Here is a 24338-nt window from a genome sequence, read left to right as displayed (position 1 = left end):
AATATAGGAAAGTATAGCATTGCGCGATACCTTCTCTATATTTCTCGGAATGAAACGCGCCGCGCCGCCATAGGAAGGCGACAGCCGTTTCACCTTGAAATATAGGAAAGTATAGCATTGCGCGATACCTTCTCTATATTTCTCGGAATGAAACGCGCTGCGCCGCTATAGGAAGGCGACAGCCGTTTCACCTTGAAATATAGGAAAGTATAGCATTGCGCGATACTTTCTCTATATTTCTCGGAATGAAACGCGCTGCGCCGCCATAGGAAGGCGACAGCCGTTTCACCTTGTTTTTCACAGTAAGTGGTTAAAAACAGGGAAATCAGGAAAACATACACTTTATTCAATCAAGCGCAAATCGAAGGGATGGCGGTGCAAAATGAAGGCCTTTCTAGCCTATATACCAGAATACCCCGTCTTTCTTCAAGCGCTTGCCGTGCTAATCGTTCCGGTCATACTATCCGCCATATTCACATGGGCGGAGTCGGAAAGGAATTGAGTCATGAATAGGGAAAACAGCATTGAAAGCCGTTTAGAAGCCTTAAGAGAGCAGATAAGGGAATATGGGGATGTCAACATACGTCAATTTGAACTAGGGCAGACTGCTGTCAAAGCGGCAATTCTTTATTGTGATGGACTGACGGACAGGGAGCAAATTGATTTGCATGTGTTAAAACCATTAATGTCCTGTTCGTTTGACCATCGCCTGTTTTCGAAGGAGCTCATTCAAAATACGCTGTTATCTACAAGCGAAATTATTGAAGTGGAAACGCAGGAAGAGATGCTTTCCAAAGTGCTTACAGGATTTACGGCCTTAATGGTTGATGGGATTAAAGAACTCACCTTAATCCACGCGCTGGCGGGCAAAAGCCGCAGCATTGAAGAGCCTATTTCGGAAGCCTTGGTTCGCGGGCCAAGGGCAGGATTCAATGAAAATATTTCCGACAATATCGCTTTGCTGCGTAAACAGGGTGAAAATAAGGACTTGTGCTTGCTAAAGCTCCAGGTTGGAGAGCGGGCGAAGAAGGATCTGTATATCGCCTATATGAAAGGGATCGCGAATCCTGATCTAGTGGAGGAGGTGCGCCGGAGGGTAGCAAAAATCCGCATCGACAACGTGCTGGAGTCGGGCTATATCGAGCAGCTAATTGAAGATAATTATTTAAGTCCCTTTCCGCAAATTCAAAATACGGAAAGGCCAGATAGAGTGACAGCGGCTCTAATGGAGGGTAAAGTAGCCATTTTGCTAGACGGTACGCCATTTGCTCTAATCGCACCTGTTACCTTCAGCATGCTGCTGCAGTCGCCTGAGGATTATTATGAGCGTTGGCTGGCTGGCACGCTGCTAAGGATTATGCGTTTTTTCGCCGCAATCATGGCTTTGTTCGTTCCAGCTACTTATATTTCCTTCATTTCCTTTCACCCGGGCTTAATTCCAACAAAATTGGTCATTTCCATCATTGCTACAAGAGTAGGCGTACCTTTCTCTTCTCTGGTAGAAGCATTGATTATGGAAATTGCCATTGAAATTTTGCGGGAAGCGGGCCTCCGTCTGCCGAAGCCAATTGGTCCAGCGATGGGGATCGTTGGCGGTCTCATTATTGGGGAAGCTGCTGTTCAGGCAGGCATTGTCAGCCCGATTCTCGTCATCGTCGTGGCATTAACCGCGATCTGCTCGTTTTCGATACCGCAATATAGTGCCGGCATAACTTTGCGAATGCTGCGTTTTCCGGCGATGTTTTGTGCGGCTGCCTTCGGCATGTATGGCGTTATCTTATATGCTCTGCTGCTGGGTGCGCATATTTCGAGGCTGCAAAGCTTTGGTGTTCCTTATGCCAGCCCAGCTGCTCCCTATCGATTAGGGGAGTGGAAGGATTTTCTTATGCGCGCACCGCTGCGGATGATGAAACGGAGGCCAGAGATGCTGTATCCGCAGGATTCTACTAGAAAAAGGTGAGCCAATGAGCGGGAACCAACAGGAGAAAGGCGGCCTTCCCCAGGAAAAACTCACGACCATCCAGGTCGCGGTTATCATTTCTAACTTCATGCTAGGTTCCGGCATCCTATCGCTCCCCCGGGTAGCCGCGGAAAAGGTGGGCACGCCAGACGCTTGGATATCGGTCATATTGGGTGGGCTTGTAGCCATTGTGGCGGGGGGCATTATGGCGCTCTTATCGCAAGCTTATCCCGGTCAGACCTTCTATGAGTACAGTCGCAAAATTGCGGGCTCGTGGCTAGGGCATTTGCTAGGTCCGGTCATGATTTTATATTTTGCGGCAACTGCCGCTTTTCAAGTCCGCTCTTTAGCCGAGGTTTCCAGTTTTATATTATTAGAGGGGACACCGCAATGGGCGATCACTTCCGTATTTTTGTGGGTGGGACTGTATTTAATGCTAGGTGGACTTGGAGCCATTGCCCGCCTGTTTGAGCTTATTTTACCGCTGACGATTTTCATCTATTTACTGGTAATGTTAATGGGGTTTAAAATATTTGATCTGGATAATTTGCGTCCTGTATTGGGGCAGGGCATTTGGCCTGTTCTTAAAGGGGTTCAGACGACCTCGCTCGCCTTTACGGGTTTTGAGGTCATTATCCTGTTGACGGCCTATATGAAAAATCCTAAAAAAAACATTAAAGCGGTGACCGCAGGAATAGCTGTTCCGCTTGTTATTTATATTGTGACCGTTTTTATGGTCATTGGTGCGTTGTCCGTTGATGGCACTTTAACGAAAAACTGGCCTACACTTGATATGGCTAGAAGCTTCGAGTTGTCGGGCTTGATTTTTGAAAGATTCGAGTTTCTGCTGTTGATTATTTGGATCATGCAAATTTTCTCCAGCTTCACTATCGCCTTTTATTTTTCAGCTTTGGGCATTTCCCAGCTATATAAGCGCAAAATGAAAACCTGTCTTTATGGGCTGCTTCCATTCGTGTATATTTTCGTTGCTGTTCCGAAAAAATTAGATGACGTGTTTACACTGGGAGACTGGATTGGAAAAGTGGCGCTGTATTTGTTTGGGGTCATTCCGATTGTTTTATTGATTGTGACGAAATGGAGGTCGAGCAAGCGTGCCAATTAGACATAAAGTCAAACGCTCGCTCCTTATTGCTTTGTGTGTGATCGTTCTGCCCTTGCAGACGGGCTGCTGGAGCAAGGATGAGATCGAGGATCAAAGCATTTATGTCGGCATGGGCCTGGACCCAGCGAGTGAGACAGAGCTAGAGAAAGAATTGCGCAGCAAGGGAAGCGACTATCTTAAACGCAAACTGCTTACATATACGCTGCAAATTATTAATGTGCAGACCGAAAGCCAGCATAGCGGGGGACAGTCTCCAACATCGCAAAAGCCTTATTACAATATTTCCGAAACTGGGGATTCCATGTTTCAGCTCATTCGCGAGTTTTCGACGAGAATGGAGCGCCCAGTCATTGGCCATCATCTGAAGGTCATTGTCATTAATGAGAAGCTTTCGCGAAAATACAGCATGAATGAGCTGCTCGATTTTTTTCTGCGAGACAATGATATTCGGCCAAGCTGTCTCGTTCTGATTAGCAAAGGAAGCGCGCGCAGCACATTGATTGCGAAAGACAACTCTATTATTCCGTCCTTTCGACTTTCGGGACTCGTGGACAACCGTTACCGCTCCTTAAATATTTTAGAGCCGATGTCATTATCGAAGCTGGAGGGGAAAATATATGGCGAGCAAAGCTATTTGCTGCAAAATGTCATTTCCGCAGAGGGAGAGGTCAAATTTTCAGGGGGAGCCGTTATTAAAGGCAAAACGCAGAAGCTGCAAGGGCTATTGACCGAAGAAGAAACGATTGGCTGTGTATGGCTGACTGGGAAAGGGCAGGGCGGCCTAGTCAAAAGCTATCATGAGGACAACAAGCAACCGATTGTCTATGAGGTCAAAAGCATGAAAAGCAACATTGACGCCAAAGTAGCAGGAGATCAAATTTCCTTTCATGTTAGCATTAAGTCAAAGGGAAGGCTGATTGAAGAATGGCTGAACAATAATGAGCCCGTAGATCCCGCCTTCAAAAAGGAGGCAGAGGAAGGCAGCAAGAAAGAGGTGCGGAGGCTGACGGATAAGGCGCTCAAAAAGATTCAGAAGCAATATGGAACAGATGTGCTCGGCTTCGGAAAGCAGTTTAGTATTCAGCATCCACGCAAGTGGGAGAAAATAAAAGACCGCTGGGAAGAGATATTTCCTGAAATCCCGATTACCGTAAGTATCGATATGGAAATTACCGAATATGGGGCTAAAATTACGCGTTAGTGCCGGAAAAAGCGGCATTTTGAGCCTGTTTTACATCTAAAAAAACTGCGTGAAATACATATTTCACGCAGTTTCCCTTTACGGGCATTATATTTATCAGCTATGATAAGGAATATATCAAATTTAAGCTTTAAAAGTTTGAATTTGAGGAGCTGGAGGTAGCAAGCAGCATGTGGCAGCATGAAATTATCGATACGTACACGCAGGAGCTGGAGCTGTTCTCCATCTGGATGAAAAACAAAGGGATGACGGCAGCGACGCAGCGGGCCTATTTAAGTGACACCCAGCATTTTTTACATATGGTACATCCGAAGGCGCTCGATCAGGTTGGAAAATTGGATATGGTGCGATTTATGTCGGCTTGTCGTGAAAAAGGGGCAGGGGATGAAGCGCGCAATCGCAAGCTCTCCTCCTTGCGTTCCTTTTATAAGGCGCTAATCGAGCTAGAGGCTCTCAGCGTTAATCCAGCTGCGCTTATTGCCAAGTCAAAGCAAGAGAAGGGGCGCATCCCTGTCTATTTGGAGGAGGACGAGCTGGAGCAGCTTGTTGCTGCGATTGGTGGGAAATATTATGAGCGTAATCTCGCGATAATGCTGCTCATGTGTTATGCGGGGCTGCGGGTAGGCGAGGTTCATCGACTGAACATGCAGCATTTTCATTCCGACGGCTCACTTCATATTCTCGGAAAAGGGCGGAAATGGCGAGTTGTCCCGCTGCCGGCGCCACTACAGGAGGTGCTTCGCCGGGCGATAGAGGCGCGAAAAGCGCCGGGGCAATTGAAGGAACAGGCGATGTTCGTCTCGCAATTCGGCAGACGGCTATCTATTCGCATGATTCAGACCGTTGCGGATGAAACAATTGGACTGGTGAAGGAAAGGCTCCCAGAGCTTGAGGGCAAAAAGCTTTCCAGTCATAAGCTAAGGCACTCCTTTGCGACGCTGCAAATTCGCAGCGGTACGGACATTCGTACGCTGCAGGAGCTTATGGGCCACGCGAGTATAGCGACGACGCAAATTTATACGCATATAGACAACAAACAACTGCAAAATGCGATGAATAATATTGCGGGTAAAATGAAGATTGGCAGCAGAAAAGCTTAGCCGACGGGTATAGCAATAGAAGGGAAGCGTTGCATCTTTGATGCAGCGTTTTTTTATGGTGTGGATGTCGGTTGAAAATGAGCCGCTTATAGCTTGCTGTTTTTCATAGCATTAAGTTTACATAATTATAATTACGGTAACTAAATTAAATTCCCTCAAATTGTAATAAAGATCAATAAAATTCAATTTGTTTAATTTTTAATAAAAATACATACAATGTTCATATTTTCCTATATAATGAAATTGCTCGACGAAATTAGACGAAAGGAGGTTAATGTTGATGGTACTAACATGGGTGAAGGAGAGCCGGATTGCGGCGGGCATTTTCGCATTTCTTCGCTTGTATATTGGGATAAAGTGGCTTTCGGCTGGCTGGGGCAAGCTGACTGGAGAAGGTTTTAGCTCGGCGGGCTTTATAGCGAATGCCGTCGAAAATCCGATCATGGATAAAGCGACAGGCCAGCTTGTTTATCCTATGTACACGGGGTTTTTGGAGAATTTCGCCTTGCCCAACGTAGGCCTATTTAATCTCATTATTCCCATTGGTGAATTCCTTGTGGGCCTGGGCCTAATTGTAGGTGCATTCACCACGACGGCCGTATTGTTCGGATTGCTCATGAATTTCATGTTTTTATTTGCAGGCTCTATATCCATGAATCCTTGGATGGTGCTGCTCGGCGGCATTATTCTAATCGGAGGAGCCAATGCGGGCAAGTTCGGGCTGGATTATTTCATCTTGCCCTACTTGAAAACAAGATATCAACGTATCGCTGGAAAAAGACTGAGAGATGGAGAGAGTCCATTTAAGCCGACAGCTGGCTAGTGGGCCTCATTGTTCCAGCTAGTTGCTCTGCGCCACTTACATAATCAGCAGCATCTGACATCGGATCAAAGGTGGCGCAGCGTAGTGACTGTTCAGCCCAGTGCATGCGTTCAAATAAACGACACAAATAGACGAAAACAGCCAATCTTTTTGTGCATTGTGAAAAAAATCACATATTAATGTTCGGCCATCCCTTATGATAAAGACAGAAACAAACAACACATAAACACTTAAGGAGTGAGTGGTCATGTTATACAAATGGCTGAGAGAAAATCGAATTGCGGCAGGTGCGCTGTTACTGCTTAGACTATATGTCGGGTACCACTGGCTGGAATCGGGCTGGGGCAAGCTGACAGGCGGGGGCTTCGATACGGCAGGATTTTTGAAAAATGCAGTTGAAAATCCAGTAGCTGACCGGGCGACAGGCCTCGCCGTCTATCCAACGTATACCGCATTTATCGAGCATTTCGCACTGCCTAATGCAAAGCTGTTCAATTTTTTAATCCCGCTTGGTGAATTTCTGGTAGGTTTGGGTCTCATCGTTGGTGCACTTACAACAACAGCTGTATTTTTCGGGCTTCTCATGAACTTTATGTTCCTCTTCGCAGGAACGATCTCGGTTAACCCATGGATGGTGCTGCTGGGTGTCATTATCATCGTCGGTGGAGCGAATGCTGGCAAATATGGTCTTGACTACTACGTGCTGCCACTGTTGCGCAAATGGTATCAACGTCTTGTTCATCACAAAAATGACGGGGAAAGCACCGGGCTGAAGCCCTCGGCGAGATGACGCTGAGTAGGGGTACAATTAAATAAAAGCAAGCTGCATCTAGCAAATCATAGTTCTGTATGAACCTATGAGGGCTGCGATGCAGCTTTTTAAATATAAGAATTTATAAGTTTCACACTTATAAATGGGCTTATATTCCACCTGCGAAACGGAAGCTTTGCCACCAAAAGACGGCTTCAGCCATTTACGCTTGTGCGAAAAAACATGCTTTTAACAATTTCCTTCCTCATTTGTATGCACAAATACGTCATATATTGGTATGATGTACAAAACGGGAGGGGGATGAGCCAGATGAGCGCAAATAGCTCTAACGAACGAGGCAGCTTCGCTCGACCTGCTATTGCACAAGGAGAAGGCATTGCGGCCTTCTTCACCCCAGCTGATTTGGAACGTATAACCGAGCGGATGAGCATGCACCGTTATGAGGCGGGCAATCATTTATTTTGGGAAGGCGATGCAGCGAGCTACCATTATTTAATTGTTTCAGGAAGAATAAAACTGACCCGGATGATGGCGGATGGCAAAAGCCTAACGCTGTCTTTTGCCAGTCATGGCGATTTTCTCGGTGAATATGGCGGCGAAGGACAACTGCTGCATGGCATGAGTGCTGAAGCAACGGAGGACGTTGTGGCTGGTCTTATCGCCTCTGACGAATTGGAACTGCTGCTTAATACAAATGGGAGTATGGCGGTCAGCTTTGCCAAGTGGTTAGGCATGATGCAGCAAATTAGCCAGTCAAAGCTTCGGGATTTGACGCAGTTCGGCAAATTGGGTGCGCTCGCATCGACGCTGATTCGGCTTAGCAATATGTACGGGGTGCTGCGTCCAGAAGGGCTGCACATCGATATTCGCTTGACCAATAACGAGCTTGCCGAGCTGATTGGAGCAACGCGTGAAAGTGTCAATCGCATGCTTGCCGCGCTCAAGGATGAAGAAGTAATCAAGGTCGTCCGCGGTGAAATTATTATCCTGAAGCTCGATGAGCTTCGGACCCACTGTGAATGTCCGACGGGACCGACCTGCGCGAAGGGCGTTTGCCGTCTGTAAAATAACAGCGTATGACAATCGTTAATGGGAATGCGGGGAAAGAGGCGCGCATGCACCATTAGCGATTTTATTTTGCCCTTTGATTTCTAAGCTGGTCCCCATAATCGTTTGAGATATATGACAGTAGTTGTCATCTAGTGAACGTTATAATGGGTGAGACTAGAAGAAGCAAATAAAAGGGAGCGTGGCTTGTAATGAAACCATTAGTCGGAAAAGTTGCTGTTGTGGCGGGAGCGACAAGAGGAGCGGGCAGAGGGATTGCAATTGGTTTGGGGAAGGCAGGGGCTACCGTCTATTGCACAGGGCGCAGTGTTCGAGGCAGCTTGTCGAATATGAACAGGCAGGAGACTATTGACGAAACGGCGGAGATGGTTGCGGCAGCTGGGGGAATTGGCATTGCTGTGCGTGTAGACCATACGGTGGAGTCGGAGGTTCAGGCATTGTTTGAGCGGGTGAAAGCCGAGCAGAACGGGCAGTTAGACCTGCTGGTGAATGATGTATGGGGCGGTGATCCATTAACCGAGTGGGGCAAGCGGTTTTGGGAGCATTCGCTGGAGGATGGCCTGCTTATGCAGCAGCGTGCTGTCTTTTCTCATATGATTACCAGTTATTATGGTGCGCCGCTTATGACAGCTAGAAAACAAGGGCTCATCATTGAAATTACCGACGGAGTAGACAACCAGTATCGCGGCAATTTGTACTATAGCTTGGCCAAAACGTCGGTTATCCATTTGGCTAAAGCGATGGCAGAGGACTTACGCCCTTACGGAGTAACTGCTTTGGCTTTAACGCCGGGTTTTCTGCGTTCGGAGGCGATGCTGGAGCATTTTGGCGTGACGAAGGCGAATTGGCGGGATGCAGCTGCGCAGGAGCCGCATTTTCTGATGTCTGAGACACCTGCCTATATTGGTAGAGCGGTTGCCGCGCTCGCATCTGATCCAGAAGTATATCTCAAAACAGGGAAAGCGCTAAGCACTTGGGGGCTCTCGGAGGAATACGCGTTTGACGATGAAGATGGCACCCGCCCACATTGGGGGAACTATGCAGCTACCCTAGAAACGATTCCGATTCCGGAAGCGAGCGACGGAAAATCGACTTAAAGACAGGAGGGATATCAGCTGCGGGCAGATCGATTAATTGCCATATTGCTGCTGCTGCAAAATCGCGGCAGAATGACGTCACAGGAGCTGGCGAACCAGCTTGAAGTATCGGGAAGGACAATCCATCGCGACATGGAGGCGTTAAGCACTGCGGGCATTCCGATCGTGGCCGAGCGCGGGACGAATGGCGGCTGGATGCTTGCCGAAGGCTACAGGACGAATTTGACCGGGATGAAAAAGGAAGAAATCCAGTCGCTGCTTCTGTCCCAGCCTACGGGCATTGCCTTAGAATTGGGGATCAGCGATAACTTTGACGCTGCTTTTCAGAAGCTGATCGCCGCATTTCCGTCGATGTATCGGGAGGAAGCGGAAAAGGTGCGGCAGCGCATTCATATCGACGGTGCGGGCTGGCGGGAAGCAAGCGAGCAGGTGCCGCTTCTCCCGCTGATTCAAGAAGCGATTTGGCTGGAGCGGAAGCTGCTCATTGCATATACTCGCGGAGCGGAGCTGGCTGAAAGGCTAGTTCAACCACTCGGGCTTGTGGCGAAAAATAATGTGTGGTACCTCGTTGCTGACACGGAAGGCGGAATGCGAACGTATCGCATTTCCCGGCTGCATGAGGCGGCTATGCAAGGGGAGAGCTTCGATCGGCCGGAACGGTTCGATTTAGCCTCTTACTGGCAGCAATCCATTGCGCAGTTCAAGTCTGAGCTGCCGCGTTATCCGGCGAAAATCCGCATGAAGGAAGCTGACCTGCCCCGATTTCGTAAGCAGTGGTATGTAACGGTTACGGCAGTAGGCACTGTTTATCAGGATGAAATACAGGCGGATGTGCTTTTCAATACACTGGAATCCGCCTGCGAAATTTTGCTTAAATTCGGTTCAACGGTCGAGGCTCTTGAGCCGTTAGAGCTGCGCGAGAAGCTGCTTCAAGAGGTACAGTCAATGATGTCGCTTTATACGGACAAGCAAGAAGAAGGGACAGGTACGCCGATTAAAGGGAACTAAGCTGTCAATTGAGCAATTGTAAACAAATGGGCTGCTCACACATATGCTGATCTAAATCATGATCTTTATTTGTGGAGGCTAATAGATGAATTGGGTTAACCATCAATGGAGAAGCTCGGTGTTTATGCCAATATGGGCAACAACCCCACAGCATGCGCTAACATTAATTAAAGAAGCTGTACAAGGGGAACGAAATGACGAGTTATTTTATGATGAGCTGATTAGGCTTGCGCCGAATGCCGAGCAGGCAGGGATAATTATGTCTATTCGCAATGATGAGCGCAGCCACAACCACATGTTTCGCGGGATTTACAGGCAGCTTACCGGTCAGGAAATTACCGGTATCAGCAATGAAGCCCATCAGCCGGTGGGCTCCTATCTGGCCGGATTAGAGGAAGCATTATTAGGAGAGCTTGCTGCAGTCGAAAAATATCGCAGCATTTGGTTCGGCTTGCCCGTGGGTATATACAAAGACACGGTTTTTGGGATTATTTTAGACGAGTTGAAACATGCAAGCAAATACAATTATTTGATTACTTTAAATCGAACGAATGGTTAGTTAGAAAAAAAGTAAAGCCGGATGTTCCTGATAGGGGAATGTCCCGGCTTATTTTGTTTACATAATAAATAATATGTCACCTTGTATGGCTGAGATTGTTAAACCCGATCATATTCCCTATTTTTTCGCATATGTTTAGTTTGTTAAGGATAAATTCCAGTCGTATACGGGTGGGGTGTGATGAAATGAACGCGGATGACATGCAGTGGGTGCGATTGGCTGCCGCTCATTTGCCAGTTGGAGCGGAGCTGGCTGAAATTTCGTGCCCGTCTCCACATTATGCAGTTGTAGTGGCGGATTTTAATGGGGACGGTTGCCCCGAGGTAGCAGCGGTGTATCGTTTGAATAACGAATATTTTGTAATGATTTTGCAGCATTGTCAGCTTGGCTGGGTGATAGGCGCTTGTGTGAAAGGAAATGGGTACGGCGTAACGGTGATGACTGCCGCTCCTGTAACCAGCTGTCTATGCTGTAATTTAATCATTGGCTGGCAGGTTGGAGCCATTTGGTCCACGCTGTCGGTGTATGCCTACAGCAATTTCAAGCTTTGCCCTGTGCTGCCGGATGGCATCAATTTCAGCTATGTGGATGTGGAGGATATGCCGGGACCAACTGGAAGGGATGGGCAGGCCGAGCTGGCATTATGGGCACATGACACGGGGGAAGCGTATGATGTCCACGTCATGCGCTGGTCGAAAGGAATGCTTGTTCCGGCGCCAGATGTGTATCCTTATTACTTCTGCAAAGTCGTCCATTATTACGAACGTATGGTAGCCGAGCATCCGGATTATGGCTTCTATTGGTTTCATCTTGCAGATGCGCAGTTTAAAGCGTGCCAGCTGCAGGCGGCACTTGCCTCTGTCCACAAGGCGCTTAGCTTCCCTGAGCCTTACCCATCGCTTGAGGTGCTGAAGCAATTAAAGCATGCCATATTGGCTAGCAGTAGAGGGCACGCTGATACAGAGGCAGCGCGGCCAGCAACAGGAATGACGGCCGATATGGACGGTTTTGATCAGGCCGGTAATGACACGGATTGGTCTCTTGATGGAACGCAACATATAGAAGCTGCATTTGAAACAGGGGAAATGGATCATGCTCGCCGAGCAGTACTGCTTCCGGCAGCAGTAAAGACGACGAGCGGAACAAAATGGGGTTACATCGACGCAAAAGGCAGCTTCGTCATTGCGCCGCAATACAGCAGTGCTGATGCTTTTCAGCCAAATGGGCTCGCTGTCGTGCAGTCAGGCAACAATAGCGGCCTAATTGATAGGTCAGGCGCTTACCGGATTCAGCCGATTTATGATTTTATCGGCCCGTTCTCGGAAGGCCGGGCGGTCATCATAGATAGCGCAGGCTTTAAAATCATCGATGAGCGAGGGAATGTACTTACCCCCAAGGCTTATTCATACATTTCTGCGTTTGCAGATGAACGGGCGATGTTCTATGTCATGAATGAAGCAGACAGCAGCTCCAAATATGGGTATTTGGATCGTAAAGGGGCGGAGGTTATACCGGCACAGTTCGAAAGCGCCGGCGATTTTGCGAAAGGAAAAGCCGTCGTGAAGCTGCATGAGCAGGCCTTTGCGCTAATTGATCGAAACGGACGCAAGCTTGCCGAATACCCGTTTTATGATGTAGGCCAGCTCGGAGAGGGACTGCTTTCCTATCAGCCGGAGCAAAATGGCAAATACGGGTACATCAATGAGCGCGGCCAATCGGTCATTTATCCGGCGTTTACGTCGGCCATGCCGTTTCAGGATGGCCGGGCAATTGTAAATACAGCGGAGGATTTTGGCGCGTTGTATGGCGTTATTGAGAAGCGGGGCGGCTATGTCGTGCAGCCGGCCTATAATGATATTCGCCAGCTGGGCGAGCAGCGGCTGGCGCTGGGCAAGGCGAGAAACGCAGATCAGCCGTATCTGGGCTCACTTTATGCAATTGCAGATCATGACGGCAAACTGCTGACGGACTATTTTTTCACGGATGTGGCGGATTATAAGTATGGGCTGGCTTCCGTTACCGATGGGAAACAGACCTACTTTATAAATACGAAGGGACAGCCCGCCGAGGGGTATCCGCGGCTGTCTGGCAGAGGCGTATTAACGATTATGGACGGCGTTGTACAGGCAATTGTTGATAACCGGGAGTCCTATTATACGCGCAGCGGGCGCCTCATTTGGCAAAGCAATACGGTCATTCCGCTTCGGGTTCCGCTGCGTGTCAAGGAGCATAAATATAAGCCGAACGTTGATTATTTGGTATATTATCCAAGCGTTGAAGGCATGGTGAACCAGGCGGCACAGCAGCAGGTGAACCGTAAGCTGGAGGAGCTGTCGCAGGTCAAGAGGGTCCCAGCGAATGTGCAGCTGGAGTACTCGTATGACGGCGATTTTGACGTTACCTGGTTCCACAAAAACCTTCTAGTCCTTCAGTTAAATGGCTACAATTTCCCGTTCGGGGCTGCACATGGCATGCCGACGATGATTTACAGCCACATCAATGTAATCGACGGGTCGATGTACGAGCTGAGGGATCTGTTCCGGCCGGGCAGCAATTATGTAAAGGTGCTTAGTGATATCGTTGGCGAGCAAATTAAGACGGATCCTCAGTATAGCTACGTATTTCCAGATACCTATACGGGAATAAAAGCGGATCAGCCTTTTTATGTGACGGAGGATGCGCTGCATCTATATTTTAACCCGTATGATATTGCGCCGTTTGCGGCCGGGTTCCCGACGTTCCGCATTCCTTATGCCCAAATACGCTCCATTATTGCGACAGAAGGCGCTTTCTGGCGGTCCTTTCATTGAAACTAGAGGCTTTTATAGCATAATGGTCGCGCAAGCGGGGAGCATGCTATAATAGCAGGAAGGACTACCGAGCAGAATGGAGCAACGAGTAATGAAGAGGTTTAAGAAATTTTATATGGAGATTACGAGCATCTGCAATTTGGCGTGCACCTTCTGTCCCCAGACACAGCGGGCAAAAGGCTTTATCCAGGTCGAGGACTTCGAAAAGCGGCTGGAGCAGATTAAACCGTTTACGGACTATATTTATTTTCATCTAAAAGGCGAGCCGCTGCTGCATCCGAAAATTGACGAGCTGCTGGATCTCAGCCAAAAGCACGGCTTTAAAGTCAATTTGACGTCAAATGGGACGCTGCTTCATAAAGTGAAAGAGAAAATTTTGACAAAGCCGGCGCTGCGCCAAATGAATTTTTCCTTGCATAGCTTTGACGGACACGTTGGCTCCACAAATAAAGAAGGTTATATTCGAAGCGTATTGGATTTTGCACGTGAGGCGGTTGAGCGGACAAATATGATCATTTCGCTGCGCCTTTGGAATTTGCATACCGATAATGCGACGAATGCGGAGCGCCAGCGCAATCGCGACGTTTTGTCGATTATTGAACAGCAATTTGGACTGGATTACTTCATTGAGGAGCGGGTTGCTCCCGGTAAAGGGCTGAAAATTGCTGATCGCATTTACTTGAATCAGGATCATGAGTTTGAATGGCCAGATTTGAAGGCGGAAGAGGATGACGGCAAAGGCTTCTGCTACGGACTGCGCAATCAGGCAGGTATTTTGGTCGATGGAACGGTCGTTCCATGCTGCCTCGACGGCGAAGGCGTCATTGATCTTGGCAACATTAATGATAAATCGTTCTCGGACATTATTGAGGATGATCGGGCGATTAAGCTGGTCGAGGGTTTCTCCCGCAGGGAAGCGGTCGAGGAGCTGTGCCGGAAATGCGGCTATCGCAAGCGCTTTGGAGCAGGGGCGTAAGCATGGGCCCGATGCAGCTCGACACGGCGCCTGCGAACGTGAGCGTGATAAGTGTCTAACGAAAAGCCGGAATCCTTGAATGAAGGATTTCGGTTTTTTGGACGTTCAGGCATCACGGCGTCCCGGTATGAAGGCTTTTTTCTTTGGTCAATTGAAAATTCAGCAAGTTGACATCATGCTTTCGTCCACTCCATATCATCTCGAATCTCATAATCTAACATATGTTGAATAAGGAGATGATAGATTATGAGAAGAGTACCTTTGAAAAACAAAAAGATAGTCGTACAGTCGGGGAAGAAGATCATAAGCCGTAAAAGTATCGTTGTAAGCATTAAAAAAGCCGTTCGAGTTACACAACTTGGCGATGGTTTTGCGCGGTTTACCTTTGCACCAGTGACAATTCCTGCATTTAGCTCTAGAAACTATACGGTAAATGGCAACAGCTACAACATTATTAGTGGTTCTTGGTTTTTAACTGGGACACAGCAAGGTTATTTGCTCAATAACTATTCCTCGGGAGAAAGCACATGGTTCTTCACTGCATGGAATCCATCGAACACAGCCAGATCTGCTTATTACGTTGTTATTGCGAAGCTAAAGCCATAATGTTCATTGGCTGTTGAGTTAAGGCGACTAGCTTTTTAGGATGATTAATACCAGAAATCGACTGAATTCATGCATACTCTTCAGTTTCTTCAGCGAGAGCATCTATGTTGTGTTCCCATTCAGCAAGCTGCTCTTGGTACTGAAGAATGAGGGTAGTAAGGCCCCACAGATTGATTATGTGGCTTGCATACATACTTGTGAACACTCCATACGAAGGGCAGATTAATTCAATAGTGAACCTATCACCTGCGATTGTCATAGGTTATAATTGGAAGAATAGGACTCTGGCTTTACTTGATAGGGGGATCAGGAGAAAGTTCAAAAAGAGTTTGATTTAGCTTATCAGTTTGATAACGAAAAGAGGCAGAATGATGGAAAAAGACCTGTTCGCACAACTTAATTTTTGGCATCAAGAAGATGAACATGAAAAAATAGTAGGTAGCATTATGGAAATTCCCCAATCAGATAGAGATTATAATACGGTCAGTTTATTGGCAAGAGCTATGAATAATCTGGAACGTTACGATGAAGCACTTCAACAGCTTTTGACTATTGCAAAACAAGGTGAGGATGACCCTCTTTGGCATTTTCGCGTGGGCTACTCCTACTATTATCTTGAGAGATATGAGGAAGCATTAAGAGAATTTGAAATGACAAATAAGCTAGAGCCAGGAGATAGCTCTACTTTAACATTATTAGATTGGAGCCGTAGTAAAGTCGACCGAAAGTCAGACAAAATTAAACCATCGGTGCTAGAAGTGCAAGATAATAGTAGTGCGTCATTTGAATATTTGAAAGATATGTATATTGATGGATATTACCCTGATTTTCTTGTGGATAAAGTCAAAGCTGAACTGGTTAAAGTTGTTGAATTTTTGGAACAAGGAAATCAAGATATCGAAGAAATTCAATCAAAGCTTGATATCGCCATCCATGCAATCAATGATCTTGCAGAAGAATTTGACGAAAATGACAGCGAAATTGAAACCGTTGCGAGAGAATCAATTGCACAAACTGTTGAAGATATTTTAGCCTTTTTTGGTATCGAAATAGATACAGAAGAAGCCATTCGTGAACGTGATTGGTAGTCTGATGAGGAGAAGGAGGGAAATGGTATAGCTATCTATTTTAACATTTCAATGCCTGTTATGGATTTTCTTACTGAGAGCCACAGTGCCATGCTGAGTCATGGAGTTAAACTATATGCCGAAATATTTGTTAACGCCAAGGGTGAACGTCAATATTCATCTTTTGAAAGGGAAAAAATCGATTTGTTTTCCAGTTATTTTAATGATACTGCATATAACTCTTTTTTCTTTTCCTGCCATCCCATTCAAGATATAACACAAATCAAAGAATTCGGATACTTTTACGACACACCAAGCTTCTATTCTATTGAAGTTAAAGGCGGCAGAGAATGCTATAAAAGTCGAGAACTTATACAAATGCGTATGATATCAAAGAATCCTAACAAACAGATACAATCTTTTTATCGAGCATTTCAAAGGGACTTAAAGAAAATTTCAGGATTGCAAAAGCATATCCAAAAGAACTATTTTTACTTGCCAACGGAAAAAATTATAATTCCTGCTAATCCTCAATCACAGAACACAAGAGATAATTGGGAAGACTATTATCTTTCAAAAATTGAGAGTGTTGAATAACGCTGAGGATTAATAGGCGTCTTGAGCGGGGCAAGTTCTAGAAGCAGGAGTGACAGCGGGGAAACGGTGGTGGCCTCAGGTCGTGAGCCCCCTGAGATGAGCAATTAAACCTGAAACGAAGTCACGGTCATTCCTGTGGAATTAAAAGTTGAACGTCACTTGCAGCGACTCAGAGCTTGTAATGCGAAGTACAGAATGATGTACTATCAAAATAGTATATAAATGGGGATTTATTATGAATACTTTTGCTCAGGAACATTGGAATCTTGAAAAGCATGAACTGCCCGGCATGAATTGCATCTTCTTTCCAAATGGCACGGTTACCATTTTAAATTGCTACAGTACATATAACCCCAATTCAAAAGAAAGTAAATTTTTTTGCTCTCCCTTATGTGACACAACCATTGAAAGCATAGCAAAGTATAATGATGATTTTTGGACGATCGTTGATGAATGGGTCAGTATGGATTATCAGGGCGGGAAAATCTATGGCGGTGATGGTCAAATGGGCAATGAAGGATTTATTGCTTGTACGGATGCTGAAGACCGCTTAGTGTGGGGAATGTTTTTTGAGAATACAAACCCTATAAAAAGCTTAGAAATAAAAGATAACATCCTAATCGCTATTAATGAGCATTCCGAATTACAAATTGAAATCAACTTAGAAAACCTTACCCAAATTAAAATGATTTGCTTAAAATCCTAGTAAGCTTACATTAAAATTAGAGGAGAGAATACAAAGATGGATAAGGACCTATTGAAACAGCTTACTCTTTGGCATAACGAGGACCAGTATGAGAAAATCATTAACAAAATTATGGAAATACCCGAAGTAGACAGAGACTATGACTTAGTTTGCCATTTGGCAAGAGCATTGAATAATCAAGATAATTATAAGGAAGCGATTAAATATTTTTTATCAGTGCAAAAGCAAGGCGAGCACGACCCTCTTTGGCATTACCGATTAGGCTATGCTTATTATTACCTTAAACAATATAAGGAAGCGATAGTTGCTTTTGAACAAGCTGTAGCGCTAGACCCTGAAGATGCACATGGCAGGAGGTTTTTAGAAATGAGCCGAAACGCCGCTGGTAGAGCAGGAAGTGAAACCATCCCAATAGTTAAAGTTGAACTCGATGAGGCTTTGTTAGAAGTTAATGAAAAAATTAACCCATTTGGACTAGTTGCGCATCACAATGGAAGCATATCCATGATTTTAAGCGTTGGCCAATATAAGAATGAAATTTTTCAAACACGAGCCGAAGAAGGATTTGAGGGTAATGGCTATGATTGGGGTTCATTAGCAGCCGTGTTTCTTGAAGAAAAAATGCTTCATTTAGTTGACATCGTACGATTTGACCCTGAAGCCGATATGTTCGCTGCTTATACAGACAATAGAGAAGCAATACTTAGCTTTGCCATCGCCTTTAAGGAAGCATGTGAAGATGACTCATTAATTAAAGATCTATTTTCACGAGCTGAACTAGATTAATTGGAAATATCAAGGTACAACAGTATCCTTTGTTGCATTGAAATGACATTAGTCGATCTAACTTTCTAGAGGTGATGACCGTATGGGAACATGGAGTGCTGAGGTTTTTGGTAATGACACCTCGTGTGAGATCAAGGAATATTTCTATGAGCAGTATAATCGGGGTTTTGAAGTTACTCAGATTGTCAGCGAGTTACAAGATAAATTTACTGATAGCTTAAATAATACAGATGATAGAAACAATGTATTATTTGCGTTGTCCTATTGCCTTTGGGAAACGAAATGCTTAGAGGATTCGCTGTTTGAGCAAGTGGCTCAGATCATTGAGAGTGGGAGTGACTTAACTGTCTGTGAACAGCTTGGAGCAAATGTGCAATTTATTAACCAGCGAAAAAAGTATTTACAAAAATTTATCGCCAAAATTAGCGTGCCCAAAAGTATAGCAAAAAAGAGGGTCAAGCCACCTATGCAATTTGAAAGTGCTTATCACAATGGCAGCTGCCTTACTTTTCAATATCCCAGTGGCTTATACGGCGGCATTATCATTATCGATTGCGCCTTTTATCGTAACCGAGGTTCAATGCGCATAGCATTCACCGATATTGAGCAGCACGCTGAACCCGATTATAACGATTTTCTAGCCTCTCGCCTGACCAACTTCAGCTGGGAGGGAGTATGGGGAGAGGCAAACAAGTATGCTGCCTTTAAAGATAAGACTGCCCGAATTTCTACCTATCCGTTGAGCTATGATCATGCTAAAGAGCGTGCTTCTTATTTTGAGTATAACGATATGTTCTTTACAATTGTGGGTGAGCTCCCTAAATACACCCAATGTCTACTAGCTACAGTTGGCATTGGAGTCCATTACAATCTTGCTTATCCTGAGTTCGTCATCTCTATGAAAAAGATATTACTACATTGGAAGCAAAATGAAGACCTATACAGTAAAAAAGTTTCTAAGGAAACGATTACTAAATTAAATAACTTATTAGTCCTCAACAAGTAGCTTATTTGGAAAATTAGAATGCCTAAAAGAAAGTGGAGATGAACATGTACATAAGCAAATGGTGGGGATATTTAATTGGTGGAACCGATGATTCGCTGGCATTAATAGACTATTTGGAACAATTGGACTTAACGGAAGTGTCGCTCAATCAGATTTTAAAGGACTTGGGTTTCGATATACTGCTTTCTGAGGGGGACTTGAAAAACGGCGGAAATCTTGGATTTGATAGGAGAAGTGCTAGCGGCATGTTTCGGGTAGAACTTGATATTGCCTGCGGCGCTCTAATCGATCTTTCAGCCATTGTGCTGGAGAGTCTTAAATCAGGCTATGTCGATTTGCATGATTTGGATGAGGCTAGGCAGCCGTGCAAACTTTCTATTGATGCCTCCGAAGAAGAAATAAACCTGATTAGGGATGAATTGAACAAGTTTTCCGGTAATCCGCTGTCCTACGATTTAGCCGAGCTTGTTCCGGCCGATGATATGAGGGAGCTTGCGGAAAAGGCGAAAATGATCGCTGATGAGCTGTTATAAATGAAACTAGGACATATAATGATTTTCATCAATGACATGACAAAGGCGAAATGGTTTTATTCTGAATTGCTGGGTTTGCAAACACTGTTAGAGCAAGAAAATAAGCTTGTATTTAGGAAATGAAGGAAAAGGGTATTCCATTTTTGCATGACAAACCTACTCAAGGGAAATATGCTGCTTTCGTTGATCCGTTTGGTAACGTGCATGAAATTGCTGAAACGTTCAATTGAGTATTGAAAAAAATGGGCTGACCTCACTTTGTTTCTTGGAGCCTCTTCTCCTGCTTTTGGCGTTTGAAACGAAGCTTAAGCTTGTGCGTACGACGAGACCAGTATATGCCCGTATGCCCCGAGAACAAATAGCTGATGATGCAGCCCAGCAGCAAATAAGGAAAGGCTTCGATGCCAAAAAGCTCCATGCCCATTATCGCAGCGGCGAGCGGGGTATTGGCGGCACTGCCGAATACAGCAACGAAGCCGATGCCTGCAAGCAGCGGCACGGATACAGACAGCAGGCCGCCAAGGGCGCTGCCGAGCGCGGAACCGATGACGAACAGCGGCGTGACTTCGCCCCCTTGAAATCCGGCGCCAAGCGTAACGGCGGTGAACAGGATTTTTAGTAAAAAAGCGAAAGGCGATAGTGACTCGTGAAAAGCCTCTTCCATAAGTGGCAGTCCCAAGCCGACATAATCACGAGTACCCAAAACGTAGACGAGCAATATGATGAGCAGACCGCCGACGAAGCTTTTGATAGCCGGATTCGATATATAATGGCTGAATATTGCTTTGAGCTTATGGGTAAGCACGACAAACAGCCGCGCTGTCAGGCCGAACAAAACCGAAGCTAGTAAAATCGCGAGCAGCAGCTGCATATTGAAGCCTGGCAGGCTGCTGATCGCATAATGACTGTGATGCGTACCTAGTCCCAGGGCGACGGCATGTCCAGTAAAGCCTGCTGCCAAAGCGGGCAGCAGCAGCCAGTAGGGTACGAGACCTATTGCGAGCAGCTCCAGGCTGAATAGGGCTCCAGCAAGCGGGGTACCGAAGACAGAGCCGAACCCGCCGCTAATGCCGCAGATGAGCAGCATTTTTCGCTCTAATCCACCAAGTCGACATAGGCGTCCGACATAGCTCGCCATGCTGCCGCCCATTTGCACCGCTGTCCCTTCACGTCCAGCCGAACCGCCGAATAAATGGGTGATCATCGTACCGAATAGGACAAGCGGCGCCATACGCAGCGGCACTCCGCCATCTTCCTCATGCAGCTGCTCTAGCACAAGATTGTTCCCTTTGCCTGTATTTCTGCCATACTTCATATATAAATAGCTGACCAATGCCCCGCCTAGTGGAAGCAGCCAGAGCAGCCAGGGATGTGCCAGACGCTGATTCGTTGCTTCATTCAAAAGCGCCAGCAGCAGCGCAGAAGCAGCTCCCGTGAGCACCCCAGTGGAGACAGCAATGCCAAGCCATATAAGGAAAATCCGTATTCGCTTCTTCATTAATTGTAAATCCCCTGACCTGATATGGTGATAGTTAAGTGTATAATAACATAGATAATTGTACGTCATACTATAGTTCTTGTTACAATGCTCGTATTAGGAGCATAAACTTAGGAAGGTAGATGATTATGAAATATTATGTCATTGATGCGTTTGCTGATAACCTTTTTGAAGGAAATCCAGCTGGTGTTTGTATTATGGCTGCATGGCTGCCGGATGAGCTGATGCAGAAGATTGCTATCGAGAACAATTTATCTGAGACAGCTTTTGCGGTTAAGGTAACAGAGGCTTGCTACCATATAAGATGGTTCACACCAGGCGGCGAAATTGACCTTTGCGGTCATGCAACGCTGGCAACAGCGTATGTGATTACGAATTATTACGATACAGCACTAATGCGCATTCGTTTCGCGACACTGAGTGGCGACTTAATCGTAGTAAGGGACGGAGAGCTTTACGAAATGGATTTCCCGAACAAATTGCCCAAGCCCCATAAGCTAACACAGCAGATGGTTGAAGCGCTGGGAATTGTGCCTGTAGAAACTTATCTTGATCGCGATTTAATGTTTGTACTGGAATCGGAGTCTGATGTTAGAAGCCTGAATCCGGATTTCACCAAGCTTGCAGCGCTATCAGATGGACTAGGTGTACTGGTTACTGCTAAAAGTGAGCAGTATGATTTTGTATCCCGCTGCTTTTTCCCAAAACTAAAGGTAGAAGAAGATCCCGTATGCGGTTCTGCCCACTGCAATTTTATCCCTTATTGGGCAGAGCGTTTAAACAAGCAGGAAATGACGGCAAGACAGGTTTCCAAAAGAGGAGGCACCTTGTACTGCAAGCTTGCTGGTGAGCGCGTGAAGATAAGCGGCCGGGCTGTATTGTATTCCATCGCTGACCTCTTTGTCGAGTAAGTTATAAATAAAAATGGATAGAAAGAGGAGATTGTCATTGACTAACCCATTGCAAATTCAACTGAACCGGGAATACATACTCGAATTTTTAAATCGCTTGCTGCAAACGCCAAGCCCTAGCGGCTACTGCATGGCAATTATGAAGCTGCTGGAGGAGGAAGCTCACAAGCATGGCTTTGAGCTGGAGCTGACGCCGAAAGGCAACGGAATCATTACGATTCCGGGAACAGGAGATTCTACAGCAGGTACGCTTGCTTTAACCGCTCATGTGGATACGCTGGGCGCAATGGTGCGGGCGATTAAGCCGAGCGGCATGCTGCGTTTTACACCTATTGGCGGTTATGCAATGCATACAGTGGAAGGCGAATATTGTATCGTCCATACGCGTGATGGCCGCCAATATGAAGGAACCGTGCTGTCGACGAAAACATCCGTCCATGTGTATCCGGAGGCAAGGGACTGGAAGCGCAGCGAGGAAAATATGGAAATTCGTCTGGATGCGGATACAGCGTCCAAAGAAGAGACAAAGCAGCTTGGCATCGAGGTCGGCGATATCATTTCATGGGACCCGCGTACAAAAATCATGGACAATGGCTGGGTAAAATCGCGGCATTTGGACGATAAAGCGAGTGTCGCTGCCTTATTCGGACTGCTGGAGTGGTTCGGACGCGAAGGGAAGCGTCCAGAGCGCACGCTTAAGCTGATTTTTTCCACATATGAAGAGGTAGGACATGGCAATGCCTATATGCCGCCGGATGTGACGGAGCTGATTGCGATTGATATGGGCGCTTTAGGCGATGATTTATCCGCAAGCGAGCGGGATGTATCGATATGTGCCAAAGATTCCTCGGGTCCTTATGATTATGTGATGACATCGAAGCTCATTGAGTTGGCTAAAGCTTCAGGCATTTCCTATGCAGTCGATATTTATCCGCAATATGGCTCGGACGCATCAGCTGCACTGCGAGGAGGCAGCAATATTCGGGCGGCGCTGATTGGACCCGGAGTGCATGCTTCGCATGCAATGGAACGGACGCATGCAGATGCGATAATTAACACGGCAGTCTTGTTATTATCCTACATAAGCGAGGGACATTCATGGACAACGAAATCAAGCTAAAGCTGGACTCGCAGCAGTTGGGACAGATTGCCCGGCATCATTTCGGCAAGGAGCTTGCGCATTCGCGCGAGCTCACCGATGGCTGGGCTAATACGGCGTATCAGCTAACACTGGCGGACGGCTTCCAGTCGGTTCTGAAAGTAGCGCCTACGGCGGTCGGGGCGCTGATGCGCTATGAGCAGGATATGATGAAAACCGAGGTGGAGGTTATGAGGCTTGTGTCTCAGGATCGCCGCATGCCAGTTCCGGAAGTGTACGCCTTTGACCAATCGCGGTCGCTGGTACCGACTGATTATTTTATTATGCAGTGGCTGGAAGGAGAGCCCTATAACAAAGTAAAGGAAAACTTTACCCAAGAAGAGCGCGAGCAAATTGAGCATCAGTTGGGCGAATATAATGCCTATATTAACGAATTCAGCGGGGAAAAGTTTGGCTATTATCCGCTTCATGAGGCGTTTGCAAGCTGGACGGATGCATTTTGGGCGATGCTGCAAGGCGTGCTTGATGACGCAATGGATGCGGGTGCTGCGCTTCCAGCAGAGCGCTCAGTCATTGAACAGGAGGTAAAGGAGAGATTGCCTTATCTGAATGCGGTGACTAAACCAAAGCTGCTGCACTGGGATTTGTGGGATGGCAATATTTTTATTAAGGATAAGCAAATTTGCGGCATTATCGACTTTGAACGGGCGATGTGGGGCGATCCGTTGATGGAGCATTATTTTAGCCATTTTAACTTGTCGGATACGTTTTTGCGAGGCTACGGTCGTGAAGGACTGACGGCTGAGGAGCAAATACGACGCGGGCTATATGATTTATATTTGGATTTGATTTTTTTAATTGAATGCGCTTTCCGAAAGTATAGCGACCAAACGCATGTGGAGTGGGCAAGCAGCAATGCTGCTGAAGGCTGGGAGCGGTTTTTGAAGCTGAAATAAGAATAAGAATAAGAATAGCCGGGCAAGGGCACGGAAGCTTGTAAAAAGCTTGCTTATCGCTTGCTTGGCCCGGCTC

General features: G+C 46.3%; 23 protein-coding genes and 1 pseudogene. 23 read left to right on the top strand and 1 reads right to left on the bottom strand.

The features are described 5' to 3' along the window. Nucleotides 1-505: 505 nt before the first annotated feature. The 20 genes and pseudogenes from ACSR9A_RS04390 to ACSR9A_RS04295 all read left to right on the top strand — a co-directional run bounded on the left by ACSR9A_RS04390 (nt 506) and on the right by ACSR9A_RS04295 (nt 20028). Complete coding sequence (locus ACSR9A_RS04390; protein ID WP_473755862.1) at nt 506-1960, top strand: spore germination protein; 1455 nt, start codon at nt 506-508, stop codon at nt 1958-1960. Between the two features lie 4 nt (nt 1961-1964). Beyond that, entirely contained in the window at nt 1965-3083 is a 1119-nt protein-coding gene (locus ACSR9A_RS04385) for a spore germination protein (RefSeq protein ID WP_473755861.1), read from the top strand. Next, nucleotides 3073-4284, top strand: coding sequence for a Ger(x)C family spore germination protein (locus ACSR9A_RS04380; protein WP_473755860.1), 1212 nt, complete (start codon nt 3073-3075; stop codon nt 4282-4284). Before ACSR9A_RS04385 ends, ACSR9A_RS04380 begins: the two co-directional genes overlap by 11 nt. Before the next feature lie 170 nt (nt 4285-4454). Continuing rightward, nucleotides 4455-5384 carry a tyrosine-type recombinase/integrase gene (locus ACSR9A_RS04375; protein ID WP_473755859.1) on the top strand — a complete coding sequence of 310 codons (930 nt, stop codon included), beginning with the start codon at nt 4455-4457 and terminating at the stop codon, nt 5382-5384. Nucleotides 5385-5664: 280 nt separating this feature from the next. Beyond that, nucleotides 5665-6207, top strand: a complete 543-nt coding sequence (locus tag ACSR9A_RS04370; protein WP_473755858.1) for a DoxX family protein — start codon at nt 5665-5667, stop codon at nt 6205-6207. A gap of 247 nt (nt 6208-6454) precedes the next feature. Further along, a complete protein-coding gene (locus ACSR9A_RS04365; protein WP_473755857.1) occupies nt 6455-6997 on the top strand; it encodes a DoxX family membrane protein in 543 nt (180 codons plus the stop codon). Nucleotides 6998-7288: 291 nt separating this feature from the next. Then, entirely contained in the window at nt 7289-8044 is a 756-nt protein-coding gene (locus ACSR9A_RS04360) for a Crp/Fnr family transcriptional regulator (protein ID WP_473755856.1), read from the top strand. Between the two features lie 194 nt (nt 8045-8238). Next, nucleotides 8239-9144 (top strand): SDR family oxidoreductase, encoded by a 906-nt coding sequence (locus ACSR9A_RS04355; protein WP_473755855.1) that lies wholly within the window; start codon nt 8239-8241, stop codon nt 9142-9144. Nucleotides 9145-9162: 18 nt separating this feature from the next. After that, entirely contained in the window at nt 9163-10152 is a 990-nt protein-coding gene (locus ACSR9A_RS04350) for a helix-turn-helix transcriptional regulator (RefSeq protein ID WP_473755877.1), read from the top strand. An 85-nt stretch (nt 10153-10237) separates the two neighbouring features. Continuing rightward, nucleotides 10238-10711, top strand: coding sequence for a ferritin-like domain-containing protein (locus ACSR9A_RS04345; RefSeq protein ID WP_473755854.1), 474 nt, complete (start codon nt 10238-10240; stop codon nt 10709-10711). 185 nt (nt 10712-10896) lie between these two features. Beyond that, nucleotides 10897-13521 carry a WG repeat-containing protein gene (locus ACSR9A_RS04340; protein ID WP_473755853.1) on the top strand — a complete coding sequence of 875 codons (2625 nt, stop codon included), beginning with the start codon at nt 10897-10899 and terminating at the stop codon, nt 13519-13521. 91 nt (nt 13522-13612) lie between these two features. Further along, complete coding sequence (locus ACSR9A_RS04335) at nt 13613-14497, top strand: radical SAM/SPASM domain-containing protein (RefSeq protein ID WP_473755852.1); 885 nt, start codon at nt 13613-13615, stop codon at nt 14495-14497. Between the two features lie 246 nt (nt 14498-14743). After that, nucleotides 14744-15103 (top strand): hypothetical protein, encoded by a 360-nt coding sequence (locus ACSR9A_RS04330; RefSeq protein WP_473755851.1) that lies wholly within the window; start codon nt 14744-14746, stop codon nt 15101-15103. 371 nt (nt 15104-15474) lie between these two features. Beyond that, nucleotides 15475-16191, top strand: coding sequence for a DUF5713 family protein (locus ACSR9A_RS04325; protein ID WP_473755850.1), 717 nt, complete (start codon nt 15475-15477; stop codon nt 16189-16191). Nucleotides 16192-16281: 90 nt separating this feature from the next. Further along, entirely contained in the window at nt 16282-16767 is a 486-nt protein-coding gene (locus tag ACSR9A_RS04320; protein WP_473755849.1) for a hypothetical protein, read from the top strand. A 235-nt stretch (nt 16768-17002) separates the two neighbouring features. After that, nucleotides 17003-17473 carry a hypothetical protein gene (locus ACSR9A_RS04315; RefSeq protein ID WP_473755848.1) on the top strand — a complete coding sequence of 157 codons (471 nt, stop codon included), beginning with the start codon at nt 17003-17005 and terminating at the stop codon, nt 17471-17473. 36 nt (nt 17474-17509) lie between these two features. Further along, the gene (locus ACSR9A_RS04310; RefSeq protein ID WP_473755847.1) at nt 17510-18259 is read left to right on the top strand and encodes an Imm51 family immunity protein; all 750 of its coding nucleotides are present in this window, start codon (nt 17510-17512) and stop codon (nt 18257-18259) included. Between the two features lie 82 nt (nt 18260-18341). Next, entirely contained in the window at nt 18342-19265 is a 924-nt protein-coding gene (locus tag ACSR9A_RS04305) for a hypothetical protein (RefSeq protein WP_473755845.1), read from the top strand. A 44-nt stretch (nt 19266-19309) separates the two neighbouring features. Beyond that, on the top strand, nt 19310-19798 hold the full coding sequence (locus tag ACSR9A_RS04300; protein ID WP_473755843.1) for an imm68 putative immunity domain-containing protein: 489 nt from the start codon (nt 19310-19312) through the stop codon (nt 19796-19798). Next, nucleotides 19799-20028, top strand: a pseudogene (locus ACSR9A_RS04295) (VOC family protein). 23 nt (nt 20029-20051) lie between these two features. Here ACSR9A_RS04295 and ACSR9A_RS04290 read toward each other — a convergent pair. Beyond that, on the bottom strand, nt 20052-21296 hold the full coding sequence (locus tag ACSR9A_RS04290; RefSeq protein ID WP_473755841.1) for a chloride channel protein: 1245 nt from the start codon (nt 21294-21296) through the stop codon (nt 20052-20054). Between the two features lie 128 nt (nt 21297-21424). On the opposite strand from ACSR9A_RS04290, the gene ACSR9A_RS04285 reads away from it, so the two are divergent. The 3 genes from ACSR9A_RS04285 to ACSR9A_RS04275 are packed head-to-tail and all read left to right on the top strand — an operon-like array spanning nt 21425 to nt 24262. Beyond that, nucleotides 21425-22207 carry a PhzF family phenazine biosynthesis protein gene (locus tag ACSR9A_RS04285; RefSeq protein WP_473755840.1) on the top strand — a complete coding sequence of 261 codons (783 nt, stop codon included), beginning with the start codon at nt 21425-21427 and terminating at the stop codon, nt 22205-22207. Between the two features lie 49 nt (nt 22208-22256). Continuing rightward, a complete protein-coding gene (locus ACSR9A_RS04280; RefSeq protein WP_473755876.1) occupies nt 22257-23327 on the top strand; it encodes a M42 family metallopeptidase in 1071 nt (356 codons plus the stop codon). After that, nucleotides 23306-24262 (top strand): phosphotransferase family protein, encoded by a 957-nt coding sequence (locus ACSR9A_RS04275; protein ID WP_473755839.1) that lies wholly within the window; start codon nt 23306-23308, stop codon nt 24260-24262. The genes ACSR9A_RS04280 and ACSR9A_RS04275 overlap by 22 nt, the downstream gene beginning before the upstream one ends. Nucleotides 24263-24338: the final 76 nt, after the last annotated feature.

Source organism: Paenibacillus sp. R-74696 (assembly GCF_055814915.1).
This window is presented reverse-complemented; position numbering and strand designations above follow the sequence as displayed.